This is a genomic window from Streptomyces sp. CB09001, from assembly GCF_003369795.1.
Lineage (GTDB): Bacteria > Actinomycetota > Actinomycetes > Streptomycetales > Streptomycetaceae > Streptomyces.
Map to the genome: position 1 here is coordinate 2,377,503 of NZ_CP026730.1, position 13,538 is coordinate 2,391,040.

The 13,538-nt window shown below is 70.8% G+C and carries 12 protein-coding genes; 10 read left to right on the plus strand and 2 right to left on the minus strand.

Going from position 1 to position 13,538, the window contains the following annotated elements:
* The first annotated feature begins 107 nt into the window (after positions 1 to 107).
* Genes desA through C4J65_RS10975 form a run of 4 tightly spaced genes read left to right on the plus strand, consistent with a single transcriptional unit; the run spans position 108 to position 5,140 of the window.
* On the plus strand, positions 108 to 1,550 hold the full coding sequence (desA, locus tag C4J65_RS10960) for a lysine decarboxylase DesA (RefSeq protein WP_115742250.1): 1,443 nt from the start codon (positions 108 to 110) through the stop codon (positions 1,548 to 1,550).
* The gene (locus C4J65_RS10965; RefSeq protein ID WP_162833129.1) at positions 1,534 to 2,814 is read left to right on the plus strand and encodes a lysine N(6)-hydroxylase/L-ornithine N(5)-oxygenase family protein; all 1,281 of its coding nucleotides are present in this window, start codon (positions 1,534 to 1,536) and stop codon (positions 2,812 to 2,814) included. Before desA ends, C4J65_RS10965 begins: the two co-directional genes overlap by 17 nt.
* Positions 2,811 to 3,365: a GNAT family N-acetyltransferase gene (locus C4J65_RS10970; protein ID WP_115742251.1), complete on the plus strand. Its 555-nt coding sequence runs from the start codon at positions 2,811 to 2,813 to the stop codon at positions 3,363 to 3,365. The genes C4J65_RS10965 and C4J65_RS10970 overlap by 4 nt, the downstream gene beginning before the upstream one ends.
* Positions 3,362 to 5,140, plus strand: coding sequence for an IucA/IucC family siderophore biosynthesis protein (locus C4J65_RS10975; RefSeq protein WP_115742252.1), 1,779 nt, complete (start codon positions 3,362 to 3,364; stop codon positions 5,138 to 5,140). The genes C4J65_RS10970 and C4J65_RS10975 overlap by 4 nt, the downstream gene beginning before the upstream one ends.
* A 73-nt stretch (positions 5,141 to 5,213) precedes the next feature.
* Here the strand turns inward: C4J65_RS10975 and C4J65_RS10980 are convergent, their stop codons facing one another.
* Positions 5,214 to 6,821, minus strand: coding sequence for a beta-N-acetylhexosaminidase (locus C4J65_RS10980; protein WP_115746390.1), 1,608 nt, complete (start codon positions 6,819 to 6,821; stop codon positions 5,214 to 5,216).
* A 76-nt stretch (positions 6,822 to 6,897) separates the two neighbouring features.
* Between C4J65_RS10980 and C4J65_RS10985 the strand changes: the two genes are divergently transcribed.
* The 3 genes from C4J65_RS10985 to glmS all read left to right on the plus strand — a co-directional run bounded on the left by C4J65_RS10985 (position 6,898) and on the right by glmS (position 10,025).
* Entirely contained in the window at positions 6,898 to 7,797 is a 900-nt protein-coding gene (locus C4J65_RS10985; RefSeq protein WP_115742253.1) for a DUF4429 domain-containing protein, read from the plus strand.
* Positions 7,798 to 7,884: 87 nt separating this feature from the next.
* Positions 7,885 to 8,142: a hypothetical protein gene (locus C4J65_RS10990; protein ID WP_003976012.1), complete on the plus strand. Its 258-nt coding sequence runs from the start codon at positions 7,885 to 7,887 to the stop codon at positions 8,140 to 8,142.
* Positions 8,143 to 8,207: 65 nt separating this feature from the next.
* Positions 8,208 to 10,025 carry a glutamine--fructose-6-phosphate transaminase (isomerizing) gene (gene glmS, locus C4J65_RS10995; protein ID WP_115742254.1) on the plus strand — a complete coding sequence of 606 codons (1,818 nt, stop codon included), beginning with the start codon at positions 8,208 to 8,210 and terminating at the stop codon, positions 10,023 to 10,025.
* Between the two features lie 17 nt (positions 10,026 to 10,042).
* Here the strand turns inward: glmS and C4J65_RS11000 are convergent, their stop codons facing one another.
* Positions 10,043 to 10,570 carry a universal stress protein gene (locus C4J65_RS11000; RefSeq protein ID WP_007449983.1) on the minus strand — a complete coding sequence of 176 codons (528 nt, stop codon included), beginning with the start codon at positions 10,568 to 10,570 and terminating at the stop codon, positions 10,043 to 10,045.
* Between the two features lie 303 nt (positions 10,571 to 10,873).
* On the opposite strand from C4J65_RS11000, the gene C4J65_RS36020 reads away from it, so the two are divergent.
* The 3 genes from C4J65_RS36020 to orn all read left to right on the plus strand — a co-directional run bounded on the left by C4J65_RS36020 (position 10,874) and on the right by orn (position 13,507).
* On the plus strand, positions 10,874 to 11,152 hold the full coding sequence (locus tag C4J65_RS36020) for a hypothetical protein (RefSeq protein WP_162832941.1): 279 nt from the start codon (positions 10,874 to 10,876) through the stop codon (positions 11,150 to 11,152).
* 386 nt (positions 11,153 to 11,538) lie between these two features.
* Positions 11,539 to 12,735 carry a helix-turn-helix domain-containing protein gene (locus tag C4J65_RS11010; RefSeq protein ID WP_115742256.1) on the plus strand — a complete coding sequence of 399 codons (1,197 nt, stop codon included), beginning with the start codon at positions 11,539 to 11,541 and terminating at the stop codon, positions 12,733 to 12,735.
* A 169-nt stretch (positions 12,736 to 12,904) separates the two neighbouring features.
* Entirely contained in the window at positions 12,905 to 13,507 is a 603-nt protein-coding gene (gene orn / locus C4J65_RS11015) for an oligoribonuclease (protein ID WP_115742257.1), read from the plus strand.
* Positions 13,508 to 13,538 lie beyond the last annotated feature (31 nt).

Sequence of the window (13,538 nt, forward strand, 5' to 3'; positions counted from 1 at the left end):
ATGCGCGCGAGTGGAGCGACTTAGGTTAGGCTCACCTAAGTTGATCGCGAGCTCCGGCCCGCCTCAGCCCGCCTCTCTCGGCCCGTCCCCAACCGGAGGACCCCCGCATGCGTTCGCACCTGCTCAACGACACCACCGCGGAGCAGTACCGCCGCTCCGTGACCGAAGGAGTCGAGCGGGTGGCCGCCAGAATCGCCACCACCGACCGACCGTTCACCGGTGTCACGGCCGACGCCCTCTCCCCCCGCATCGACGAGATCGACCTCGACCGGCCCCTGCACGACACGGCCGCGGTCCTCGACGAGCTGGAGGACGTCTACCTCCGCGACGCCGTCTACTTCCACCACCCCCGCTACCTCGCCCACCTCAACTGCCCGGTCGTCATACCGGCGCTGCTCGGCGAGGCGGTCCTGTCCGCCGTCAACTCCTCCCTGGACACCTGGGACCAGTCGGCCGGCGGCACCCTCATCGAGCGGAAACTGATCGACTGGACCTGCGCCCGGATCGGCCTCGGCCCGGCGGCCGACGGCGTGTTCACCTCCGGCGGCACCCAGTCCAACCTCCAGGCACTGCTGCTTGCCCGCGAGGAGGCGAAGGCCGAGACCTTCGCCGACCTGCGGATCTTCGCCTCCGAGGTCAGCCACTTCAGCGTGAGGAAGTCCGCGAAGCTGCTCGGCCTCGGCCCCGACGCCGTCGTGTCGATCCCGGTCGACCGCGACAAGCGGATGCAGACCGTCGCCCTCGCCCGCGAGCTGGAGCGCTGCAAGGAGAGCGGCCTGGTCCCCATGGCCGTCGTCGCCACCGCCGGAACCACCGACTTCGGCTCCATCGACCCGCTGCCCGGGATAGCCGGGCTGTGCGAGCAGCACGCCGTGTGGATGCACGTCGACGCGGCCTACGGCTGCGGACTGCTCGCCTCCCTGAAGCACCGGGACCGCATCACCGGCATCGAGCGGGCCGACTCGGTCACCGTGGACTACCACAAGTCCTTCTTCCAGCCGGTGAGTTCGTCGGCCGTGCTGGTCCGGGACGCGGCCACGCTGCGCCACGCCACCTACCACGCGGAGTACCTCAACCCGCGCCGCATGGTGCAGGAACGTATCCCCAACCAGGTGGACAAGTCGCTCCAGACAACCCGCCGCTTCGACGCGCTCAAGCTGTGGACGACGCTGCGCGTGATGGGCGCCGACGGCATCGGGCAGCTCTTCGACGAGGTGTGCGACCTGGCGGTGGAGGGCTGGAAACTGCTCGCCGCCGACCCCCGCTTCGACGTGGTCGTCGAGCCCAGCCTCTCCACCCTGGTCTTCCGCTGCGTCCCGGCGGCCGTCACCGACCCCGCCGAGATCGACCGCGCCAACCTCTACGCCCGCAAGGCCCTGTTCGCGTCCGGCGACGCCGTGGTCGCGGGCACCAAGGTGGCCGGGCGCCACTACCTGAAGTTCACCCTGCTCAACCCCGAGACGACCGCGGCCGACATCGCCGCCGTCCTGGACCTGATCGCCGGCCACGCCGAGCAGTACCTGGGAGACTCCCTTGACCGCGCTTCCTGAAGCCAGCGCCCCGTACGACTTCGTGGGCATCGGCCTCGGCCCCTTCAACCTCGGCCTCGCCTGCCTCACCGAGCCCGTCGCCGAGCTGAACGGCGTCTTCCTGGAGTCCAAGCCGGACTTCGAGTGGCACGCCGGCATGTTCCTGGACGGCGCCCACCTCCAGACCCCGTTCCTGTCGGACCTGGTCACCCTCGCCGACCCGACCTCCCCGTACTCCTTCCTCAACTACCTGAAGGAGCAGGGCCGGCTCTACTCCTTCTACATCCGGGAGAACTTCTACCCGCTGCGCGTCGAGTACGACGACTACTGCCGCTGGGCCGCGCACAAGCTGAGCAGCGTCCGCTTCTCCACCACGGTCACCGAGGTGACGTACGACGAGCGCGAGGAGCTGTACGCCGTCGCCACCACCTGCGGCGACACCTACCGCGCCCGCCGCCTCGTCCTCGGCACCGGCACCCCGCCGCACATCCCGGACGCCTGCCGGGGCCTGGCCGGGGACTTCCTGCACAACTCCCGCTACGTCCAGCAGCGGGCCGAGCTGGTGAAGAAGAAGTCGATCACGCTGGTCGGCAGCGGCCAGTCCGCCGCCGAGATCTACCAGGACCTGCTGGGCGAGATCGACGTCCACGGCTACCGGCTGAACTGGGTGACCCGCTCCCCGCGCTTCTTCCCCCTCGAATACACCAAGCTCACCCTGGAGATGACCTCCCCGGAGTACGTGGACTACTACCACGCGCTGCCCGAGGACACCCGCTATCGCCTCACGGCCGAGCAGAAGGGCCTCTTCAAGGGCATCGACGGCGACCTCATCAACGAGATCTTCGACCTGCTCTACCAGAAACGGCTCGGCGGTCCGGTCCCCACCCGCCTGCTCACCAACTCGGCGCTGACCAGCGCCCGGTACACGGACGGCACGTACACGCTCGGCTTCCGCCAGGAGGAGCAGGGCACGGACTTCGAGATCGAGACCGAGGGCCTGGTGCTGGCCACCGGGTACCGGTACGCCGAGCCGGAGTTCCTCAAGCCCGTCCGGGACCGGCTGCGTTACGACTCCCGCGGCAACTTCGACATCGGCCGCAACTACGCCGTCGACGTCACGGGAGACGGCGTGTTCCTGCAGAACGCGGGGGTCCACGCGCACAGCGTCACCAGCCCCGACCTGGGCATGGGCGCCTACCGCAACAGCTGCATCGTCCGGGCGCTGCTCGGCCGCGAGTACTACCCGGTCGAGAAGACCATCGCGTTCCAGGAGTTCGCCGTATGAGCCGTACGAGCACCGCCACCGCCGTCGGGGCACTGACCCTGCGCCCCGTCGACCCGCTGACCGACGCCGTACTGCTGCACGGCTGGCTCACCCACCCCAAGTCCGCGTTCTGGATGATGCAGGACGCCCGGCTGGTGGACGTCGAGCGGGCCTACATGGAGCTGGCCGCCGACGAGCACCAGCAGGCCCACCTCGGCCTGTACGACGGCGTCCCGGCCTTCCTGATGGAACGCTACGACCCCGCCCGCCGCGAACTGGTCGGGCTGTACGAGCCCGAGCCGGGCGACGTCGGCATGCACTTCCTGGTCGCGCCGACCGACCGGCCCGTGCACGGCTTCACCCGGGCCGTGATCACCACCGTCATGGCCGAGCTGTTCGCCGACCCGGCGACCCGGCGGGTGGTCGTCGAACCGGACGTCACCAACACCGCCGTCCACGCCCTGAACGCAGCCGTCGGATTCGTGCCCGAGAGCGAGATCCAGAAGCCGGAGAAGAAGGCCTTGCTGAGCTTCTGCACCCGCGAGCAGTTCGAGAAGGCGGTGTCCGCATGACCCTCGCCGACGCCGTCGCCCACCTGTCCCCCGACCGCTGGGAGCGGGCCAACCGCCTCCTGCTGCGCAAGGCACTGGCCGAGTTCTCGCACGAGCGGCTGCTGACCCCCGAGCGGGACCCGGACGGGGCGGCGTACACGGTCCGCAGCGACGACGGCCTGACCGTCTACCGCTTCACCGCCACCGTCCGCGCCCTGGACCACTGGCAGGTGGACGCCGCCTCGATCACCCGCCACCGCGACGGCGCCGAACTCCCGCTCGCGGCCCTGGACTTCTTCATCGAGCTGAAGCAGACCCTGGGCCTGAGCGACGAGATCCTGCCCGTCTACCTGGAGGAGATCTCCTCCACCCTCTCCGGCACCTGCTACAAGCTGGCCAAGCCGCAGGTCACCTCCGCCGAGCTGGCCCGGAGCGCAGACTTCCAGGCCGTCGAGACCGGCATGACCGAGGGCCACCCCTGCTTCGTCGCGAACAACGGCCGGCTGGGCTTCGGCGTCCACGAGTACCTGTCGTACGCCCCCGAGACCGCGAGCCCGGTGCGCCTGGTGTGGCTGGCGGCGCACCGCTCGCGGGCGGCGTTCACGGCGGGCGTGGGCATCGAGTACGAGTCCTTCGTCCGGGACGAACTGGGCGCGGCCACCGTCGACCGCTTCCACGGCGTGCTGCGCAAGCGCGGCCTGGACCCGGCCGACCACCTCCTCATCCCGGTCCACCCCTGGCAGTGGTGGAACAAGCTCACCGTCACCTTCGCCGCCGAGGTGGCCCGCGGACACCTGGTCTGCCTCGGCGAGGGCGACGACGAGTACCTGGCCCAGCAGTCCATCCGCACCTTCTTCAACGCCTCGCACCCCGAGAAGCACTACGTGAAGACGGCCCTGTCCGTCCTCAACATGGGCTTCATGCGCGGTCTGTCGGCGGCGTACATGGAGGCCACCCCGGCCATCAACGACTGGCTCGCCCGGCTGATCGAGGGCGACCCGGTGCTGCAGGCGACGGGGCTGAGTATCATCCGGGAGCGGGCGGCCGTCGGCTACCGGCACCTGGAGTACGAGCGGGCCACCGACCGCTACTCGCCGTACCGCAAGATGCTGGCGGCGCTGTGGCGGGAGAGCCCCGTGCCGACCCTCGGGGACGGCGAGTCCCTCGCGACCATGGCCTCCCTGGTCCACGTGGACCACGCGGGCGCCTCCTTCGCGGGCGCGCTGATCGAGCGGTCCGGGCTCACGCCCACCGAGTGGCTGCGGCACTACCTGCGGGCCTACTACGTCCCGCTGCTGCACAGCTTCTACGCCTACGACCTGGTGTACATGCCGCACGGCGAGAACGTGATCCTCGTGCTGGCGGACGGGGTGGTGCGGCGGGCGATCTACAAGGACATCGCCGAGGAGATCGCGGTGCTGGACCCGGACGCGGTGCTGCCGCCGGAGGTCTCCCGCATCGCGGTCGACGTGCCGGACGACAAGAAGCTCCTGTCGATCTTCACGGACGTCTTCGACTGCTTCTTCCGCTTCCTCGCCGCGAACCTGGCGGACGAGGGGATCATGGAGGAGGACGCCTTCTGGCGCACCGTCGCCGAGGTCACCCGGGAGTACCAGGACTCGGTGCCGGAGCTGGCCGACAAGTTCGAGCGGTACGACATGTTCGCACCCGACTTCGCGCTGTCCTGCCTCAACCGGCTCCAGCTGCGCGACAACCGGCAGATGGTGGACCTGTCCGACCCGTCCGGCGCGCTCCAGCTGATCGGGACCCTGAGGAATCCGATAGCGGGCCGGTAGGCGGTCCGCGCCCCTCACGGACGGGCGGGCACCCCGGAGACGGTCCTCCGGGGTGCCCGTCGTACCGTCCGGGTCAGGTCCAGGGCACCTGCGGTGAGCGGTAGTAGTCGATCCCCATCGCCTCCCAGCGCGCTGCCTGCGCGGCGAGCCGCACCTTGTAGGTGTCCCAGTCGTGTGTCTCGGCCGGGGACCAGCCCAGTTCGGCGACGCCCGGCAGCCTCGGGAAGGCCATGAAGTCCAGCTGGTCCGGATCGGAGAGGGTCTCCGTCCACAGCGGGGCCTCGACGCCGCGGACCGCGTCGGCCGGGGCGCCCGGCAGGTAGGTGGCCGGGTCCCAGTCGTAGGACCGCTGCACCTCGACGTAGCCGGCCCAGGACAGGCCCAACGGCGTGTCCTCGGTGTACTTCATGTCCAGGTACGTCCGGTCGGCCGGGGAGAGGATCAGCCCGGTGCCGTTCCTCGCCGCCTCGGCGACCTCGGCCTTCTCCGCGTCGCCGGTGCGGTCCAGGCCCCAGTACTGGACGAGCGCGCCCTCGACCGGTTCGGCGCCGGCCAGTTGGTGCCAGCCGACGACCGTCTTGCCGTACTTGGCGACGACCGGCTGGACGCGCTTCATGAACGTGACGAAGTCGGCGTGCGGGGTGGAGTGTGCCTCGTCGCCGCCGATGTGGAGGTAGCGGCCCGGCGTGAGCGCGGCGAGTTCGCCGAGGACGTCGTCGACGAAGTCGTAGGTGACGTCCTTGCCCACGCACAGCGAGCTGAAGCCGACCTTGGTGCCGGTGTACAGCGGGGGCGCCACGCCGTCGCAGTTCAGCTCGGCGTAGGAGGCGAGGGCGGCGTTGGTGTGGCCCGGCATGTCGATCTCGGGCACGACCTCCAGGTGCCGGGAGGCCGCGTAGCGGACGATCTCCCGGTAGTCCGCCTTGGTGTAGTACCCGCCGGGGCCGCCGCCGACCTCGGTGGAGCCGCCGTAGGTCGCCAGGCGCGGCCAGGAGTCGACGGCGAGGCGCCAGCCCTGGTCGTCGCTGAGGTGCAGGTGGAGCTTGTTGTACTTGTAGAGGGCGACGCGGTCGATGTAGCGCTTGACCTCGTCGACGGCGAAGAAGTGCCGGGAGACGTCGAGCATGGCGCCGCGCCAGGCGTAGCGCGGGGTGTCCTCGATGGTGCCGCCCGCGACCGGCCAGGGGCCGCTCTGCACGGTGTCCTTCTCCACGGCGGCGGGCAGCAGCTGACGGAGGGTCTGGACGCCGTGGAAGAGCCCGGCGGCCTTGCGCGCGGTGATGGTGATGCCGGAGGGGCCGCTGTCGAGGCGGTAGCCCTCGTCGCCGTACGGGCCGCCCGCCAGGCGCAGCCGTATGCCGCCGTGGCCGTGGGAGGTGACGGGGAGTCGGTATCCGGTGGCGGGTCGCAGGAGGCCGGCCAGGTAGTCGCCGACCCGGCGGGCCTCGCGCGAGTCGTCGACGCGGATGTGGGTGCCGCTGGTGATGCGGTACGGCGCCCCGCCGGGTTCCACCGAGGCGGGGGCGGGGATCACCTGGTCCAGGGGGGTCGGCCGGTCGGCGGTCTTCAGGTTCGGGGCGGCGCCGGTGGTCATGGCGCCGACCGCCGCCACCAGCAGCAGCGCTCCCAGCAGCCGGGGGATGCGGGGAGTCGTTCTGTGGTGCCGTCGATGAGGTCTCACGTGCGCTCCCTTCGCGATGAGTTGGACCACTCTCCCGCACCATGACCGCCCGCGGCGGCGATGAAACAATCCCCGCATGGCGGAAATCATCCAGAAGGACGGAACGTGGGTCTTCGACGGCGACGCCCTCAGGCTGACACCCGGGCGGGACAAGAACGTCAGTCTGCTCCGCAGGGAGCTGGGTGAACTGCTCGTGCCGCTCGCGGCGTTGGCGGGCATATCGTTCGAACAGGGCAAGAAGTCGGGACGGCTCAGGCTGCGGCTGCGCGACGGCGCCGACCCGCTGCTGCACGCGACGGGCGGCCGGCTGACCGAGCCGCACGACCCGTACCAGCTCCTGGTCGAGTCCGACCGGTACGGCGTGGCCGAGTACTTCGTGGACGAGGTGCGCAACGCGCTGCTCCTCGACCAGGTTCCGTCCGGCCCGGTGGACGCCTACCTGCTGGCGGGGCCGTCGGTGCCGCTGTCGGTGTCGGCCGGGGACGGCGTCGCGAGCTTCGACGGGGAGCGGGTGCGGCTGGAGTGGAAGTGGCAGGCGGAGGACTCCAAGTCGGCCGCCGGGCCGCGCACCCTCCCCCTCGCCGACATCGTCGCCGTGGAGTGGCAGCCGACGGTGGGCCTGGAGAACGGCCACCTCCGCTTCACCGTGCGGGCGGCGCCGAGCAAGGTGCCGCCGAAGTACGACCCCAACGCGGTGGAGCTGTGGGGCTTCAAGAAGGACCCGCTGATGGCCCTGGTGGCGGCGGCCGTGCAGGCCCGTCTGCCGCACCCGGCCGCCCGCACGGCGCGCGCGGCCCTGGAGGAGGACCACCCGGCCGAGCAGGCACTCCCGGCCCCCGTACCCGCACCGGCCGCCGAGGACGACCACGACGCGCTGCTGCGCCGGCTGCGGGAGCTGGGCGAGCTGCACCGCTCCGGGGTGCTGACGGACGAGGAGTTCACCCTGGCGAAGCAGGCGGTACTGAAGCGGATGTAGTCACAACGGCACTCAGCTACCCCGACACCTGCCCGATATCGGGCAGGATTCTTGCGCAAGCGTCTCCCGTACCCCAGGATCTACCGGGTGCACGACGAACTCGTTGATCATCTGACGCGGTCCACCCCGCTGAGCCGGGGCGAGGCGCTGCGCGTGGTCCAGGACGTGCTCGCCTACTTCGACGAGACGACCGAGGAATACGTCCGTCGCCGCCACCGCGAGCTGCAGGCCCAGGGCCTGGTGAACGCGACGATCTTCGAGCGGATCGAGGCGGAACTGAAATACCGGGCGGTCGCGCCGCCGGAGCTGTCGCTCCGTCAGCTGCGCCGCATCGTCTACGGCTGAGGCCGCCCCGGCCGAAGGCCGACTGCGGCCGAGAGGCCGAAGAGAGACAAGAGGTTTACGTATACATGTGCGGAATCGTCGGATACATCGGCAAGCGTGACGTCGCGCCCCTGCTCCTCGAAGGCCTTCAGCGCCTGGAGTACCGCGGGTACGACTCGGCGGGCGTGGTCATCACCTCCCCGAAGGCAACCGGCCTCAGGATGGTCAAGGCCAAGGGCCGGGTGCGCGACCTGGAGGCCAAGGTCCCGGCGCGTTTCAAGGGCACCACCGGCATCGCCCACACCCGCTGGGCCACCCATGGCGCCCCCTCCGACGTGAACGCCCACCCGCACATGTCGGCCGACAACAAGGTCGCCGTCGTCCACAACGGCATCATCGACAACGCCGCCGACCTGCGCCGCAAACTGGAGGCGGACGGCGTCGAGTTCCTCTCCGAGACCGACACCGAGGTCCTCGTCCACCTCATCGCCCGCTCCGAGGCCGAGAAGCTGGAGGACAAGGTCCGCGAGACCCTGCGGGTGATCGAGGGCACGTACGGCATCGCCGTGATGCACGCCGACTTCCCCGAACGCATCGTCGTCGCCCGCAACGGCTCGCCGGTCGTCCTCGGCATCGGCGAGAAGGAGATGTTCGTCGCCTCGGACATCGCCGCGCTGGTCACCCACACCCGGCAGATAGTCACGCTCGACGACGGCGAGATGGCCACCCTCAAGGCCGACGACTTCCGCACCTACACCACCGAGGGCACCCGCACCACGTCCGAGCCCACCACCGTGGAGTGGGAGGCCGCCTCCTACGACATGGGCGGCCACGACACCTACATGCACAAGGAGATCCACGAGCAGGCCGAGGCCGTGGACCGGGTGCTGCGCGGCCGGATCGACGACCGCTTCTCCACCGTGCACCTCGGCGGCCTCAACCTGGACGCCCGCGACGCGCGCGCCGTGCGCCGCGTGAAGATCCTCGGCTGCGGCACCTCGTACCACGCGGGCCAGATCGGCGCCCAGATGATCGAGGAGCTGGCCCGCATCCCCGCGGACGCCGAGCCGGCCTCCGAGTTCCGCTACCGCAACGCGGTCGTCGACCCCGACACCCTGTACATCGCCGTCTCCCAGTCCGGCGAGACCTACGACGTGCTGGCCGCCGTGCAGGAGCTGAAGCGCAAGGGCGCCCGCGTCCTCGGCATCGTCAACGTGGTCGGTTCGGCGATCGCCCGCGAGGCCGACGGCGGCATGTACGTGCACGCCGGGCCCGAGGTCTGCGTCGTGTCCACCAAGTGCTTCACCAACACCTGCGTCGCCTTCGCGCTGCTCGCCCTGCACCTGGGCCGTACCCGCGACCTGTCGGTGCGCGACGGCAAGCGGATCATCGAGGGCCTGCGCAAGCTGCCCGCGCAGATCTCCGAGATGCTGCAGCAGGAGGAGGACGTCAAGAAGCTGGCCGCGCAGTACGCCGAGGCCCGCTCGATGCTCTTCATCGGCCGCGTGCGGGGCTACCCGGTCGCCCGCGAGGCCTCCCTGAAGCTCAAGGAGGTCTCCTACATCCACGCCGAGGCCTACCCGGCCTCCGAGCTGAAGCACGGCCCGCTCGCCCTGATCGAGCCGGCCCTGCCGACGGTCGCGATCGTGCCGGACGACGACCTGCTGGAGAAGAACCGCGCGGCCATGGAGGAGATCAAGGCCCGCAGCGGTCAGATCCTCGCCGTCGCCCACCGGGAGCAGGAGAAGGCCGACCACACCATCGTCGTCCCGAAGAACGAGGACGAGCTGGACCCGATCCTCATGGGCATCCCGCTCCAGCTCCTCGCCTACCACACGGCGCTGGCGCTCGGCCGGGACATCGACAAGCCCCGCAACCTCGCCAAGTCGGTGACGGTGGAGTAGTCCCGTCCAACCGGGTGTCAGGGGATGACGACCACGGGCCGCTTCGCCCGCTTGGCGAGGCGGCCCGCGACGGAGCCGAAGAGGCGGCCGACCAGTCCGTGACTGGAGCCGACGACGATGGCGTCCGCCTCGTACTCCCGCCCCACCTCTTCGAGTTCGTGGCAGATGTCGCCGCCGCGCTCGACCAGGATCCAGGGCACCTCGGCGAGGTAGTCCGCGCACGCCAGCTCCAGACCGAGCACCTCGGTGCGGTGGTCGGGCACGTCGACGAAGACCGGAGGTTCGCAGCCGGCCCACACGGTGGTGGGCAGCCGGTTGGCGACATGCACGATGACCAGGCCGGAGCCCAGCCGGGAGGCCATGCCGATGGCGTAGGCGAGCGCGCGCTCGCTGGACGTGGAGCCGTCGAAGCCGACGACGACACCGTGCTTGAAGGCTGGGTCGCACGACTGGCGTGGCTCTTCGGCCGCCAGGGGCTCGGCCGCCGTAGGTTCGGCGACGGGCCGCTTGCGGTCCGCGGGTTCGAAGAATTCGTGACCGGCCATGGCTGTCTCGGCGTTTTTATCCTCTATGGGGGACAACAGTGTGCGGCGGAGCTGTGTCCGGGAATGGTCTTCCCAACCCCATACCCCCAAGGGTACGGCGGCACGCCTCCTTCGCCCAGATCTCGCAGGGGGTCCCCCGCGGGATTCACCGGAGCATGCCCGAGAGGGCGCCCGTAACGCAATGGTTGCTGCTCTGTACAGGCGGTTTGCACAGGATTCAACTGTCCGTGACCGGCCGTGTCCCGTCGTGACCGACGCGCCGCGCGGACGTTGATCTCCATGCCGCCACCCCAGGGAGCACCCGTGTCAGGACCGCACCGTCCCGCCGAACCGACGTCCGGCCCACCCGACCGGGACGGCGTCACCGATCTCGTCCGCTGGGCGGCGTTCAGCTGCTTCCTCGTCCCGGTGGCGCTCCTCTGGTACGGCGCCTCGTTCGCGGGCGCCGCCGGCACGGCCCTCGGCCTGGCCGCCGTCACCGGCGTCTGCCGTCTGTTGCTGCGGCGTTCCGAGCGGGTCCCGGCCCGGCGGCGGGCTCGCGGGGGCGGGCGGCACACTGGGGAAAAAGCACCGGTCGACTGACCGGTTTCCGCGCACAGTTCCGCTTCTTTTCAGCCAACTTCCGCAGGTGGCGCATCAACACCCCTCACCACCCCCAAACCCCCGTTCCACCTGCACGGAAAGGGTCTCGGGCCCCCCTCGCACCGTACGGGGATTGGCCACTGACACAAGGCGCACTTCCCAGGGGCGCCCTGGAGTGCAACGCTTCGTGATCGACTGCTTCACGCCAAGTTGCCATGTCGACAATGTCCCAAGTGCCGAACCGGCCACCTCGGCGCGGCGGGACACAGTAGATTCGATCTTGACCGTCTACGGCGGGGGACTCGTGCAGGACCGAGGGGAAACGTGTTGGAGCGACAGACCCGAAGGGTGAAGGGCGCCGCGACCACCGAGGGGGGCTTAGCAGTATGAGCCACGACTCCGCCGCCGCGCCGGAAGCCGCGGCCCGGAAGCTGTCCGGGCGCCGCCGCAAGGAGATCGTCGCGGTGCTGCTGTTCAGCGGCGGCCCCATCTTCGAGAGTTCCATACCGCTGTCGGTGTTCGGGATCGACCGCCAGGACGCCGGCGTGCCGCGCTACCGGCTGCTGGTGTGCGCCGGCGAGGAGGGCCCGCTGCGGACCACGGGGGGCCTGGAACTCACCGCGCCGCAGGGACTGGAGGCGATCTCGCGGGCGGGCACGGTCGTCGTGCCGGCCTGGCGGTCGATCACCTCGCCGCCGCCGGAGGAGGCGCTCGACGCACTGCGCCGGGCGCACGAGGAGGGGGCGCGCATAGTCGGACTGTGCACGGGTGCCTTCGTCCTCGCCGCGGCGGGCCTGCTGGACGGCCGCCCCGCCACCACGCACTGGATGTACGCGCCGACGCTGGCCAAGCGCTATCCGTCGGTGCACGTCGATCCGCGCGAGCTGTTCGTGGACGACGGCGACGTGCTGACCTCCGCGGGCACCGCGGCCGGGATCGACCTCTGCCTGCACATCGTGCGCACGGACCACGGCAACGAGGCGGCCGGCGCGCTGGCCCGCCGCCTGGTGGTCCCCCCGCGCCGCAGCGGCGGCCAGGAGCGCTACCTCGACAGGTCTTTACCGGAGGAGATCGGCGCCGACCCGCTCGCCGAGGTCGTCGCCTGGGCGCTGGAGCACCTCCACGAGCAGTTCGACGTGGAGACGCTGGCCGCGCGCGCCTACATGAGCCGCCGCACCTTCGACCGCCGGTTCCGCTCGCTGACGGGCAGCGCCCCGCTGCAGTGGCTGATCACGCAGCGGGTGCTCCAGGCGCAGCGCCTGCTGGAGACCTCGGACTACTCGGTGGACGAGGTCGCCGGCCGCTGCGGCTTCCGTTCCCCGGTGGCCCTGCGCGGCCACTTCCGCCGCCAGCTGGGCTCGTCCCCGGCCGCCTACCGGGCGGCCTACCGGGCGCGCCGCCCCCAGGGCGACCGCCAGCCGGACCCGGACACCGCGGCCGCGGGCGCCTCCCGTCCGCTGCCCCCGTCCGACCCACCGGCTGCCCTCCCCCCGGAGAACGCGGTCCCGTTCCAGACCCGCCGCACCGCCACCCCCATGCCGGCGGGCGCGGCCGGAGTCCCAGGCCAGCGCAGCGCGCCGTGAGGTGAGAGTCAGTCTCCTTGAACGCCGGACGGGCGCACTCAGCCCGTCCGGCGTTTGAGGACGAGGCCCGTTCAGGGCCGAAGCGGGGGCCAGGGGGCGGCAGCCCCCAGCGAGGCCCGCACCGACGCCGGGGCCCCGATGAACAGGCGCCCACCGTACAGTGGCCCGCATGAACGATCGCATGGTGTGGATCGACTGCGAGATGACCGGCCTCTCGCTGTCCGACGACGCGCTCATCGAGGTTGCCGCCCTCGTCACCGACTCCGAGCTGAACATCCTCGGCGAAGGCGTCGACATCGTCATCCGTCCGCCGGACCGGGCCCTGGAGACCATGCCGGAGGTGGTGCGCGAGATGCACACCGCGTCGGGACTGCTCGCGGAGCTGGACGGCGGCACGACCCTGGCGGACGCCGAGGCCCAGGTCCTGGCCTACGTACGGGAGCACGTGAAGGAGCCGGGCAAGGCCCCCCTGTGCGGCAACTCCGTCGGCACCGACCGCGGCTTCCTGCTGCGGGACATGGCGACGCTGGAGGGCTACCTCCACTACCGGATCGTCGATGTCTCCTCGGTCAAGGAGCTGGCCCGCCGCTGGTACCCGCGGGCGTACTTCAACAGCCCCGAGAAGAACGGCAACCACCGCGCGCTCGCCGACATCCGCGAGTCCATCGCCGAGCTGCGCTACTACCGGGAGGCGGTCTTCGTCCCGCAGCCCGGCCCCGACTCCGACACGGCCAAGGCGATCGCCGCGAAGCATGTGGTAGCCGCCGGATAGGGCGGCCGGCCCGCGGACGGCGGCGTCCGGA

What these genes read in the sequence shown, in the direction of transcription:
- desA (WP_115742250.1), top strand. Translation starts at nt 108, where the DNA reads ATGCGTTCGCACCTGCTCAACGACACCACCGCGGAGCAGTACCGCCGC.
- C4J65_RS10970 (WP_115742251.1), top strand. Translation starts at nt 2,811, where the DNA reads ATGAGCCGTACGAGCACCGCCACCGCCGTCGGGGCACTGACCCTGCGC.
- C4J65_RS10975 (WP_115742252.1), top strand. Translation starts at nt 3,362, where the DNA reads ATGACCCTCGCCGACGCCGTCGCCCACCTGTCCCCCGACCGCTGGGAG.
- C4J65_RS10985 (WP_115742253.1), top strand. Translation starts at nt 6,898, where the DNA reads ATGGCGGAAATCATCCAGAAGGACGGAACGTGGGTCTTCGACGGCGAC.
- glmS (WP_115742254.1), top strand. Translation starts at nt 8,208, where the DNA reads ATGTGCGGAATCGTCGGATACATCGGCAAGCGTGACGTCGCGCCCCTG.
- C4J65_RS11000 (WP_007449983.1), bottom strand. Translation starts at nt 10,570, where the DNA reads ATGGCCGGTCACGAATTCTTCGAACCCGCGGACCGCAAGCGGCCCGTC.
- C4J65_RS11010 (WP_115742256.1), top strand. Translation starts at nt 11,539, where the DNA reads ATGAGCCACGACTCCGCCGCCGCGCCGGAAGCCGCGGCCCGGAAGCTG.
- orn (WP_115742257.1), top strand. Translation starts at nt 12,905, where the DNA reads ATGAACGATCGCATGGTGTGGATCGACTGCGAGATGACCGGCCTCTCG.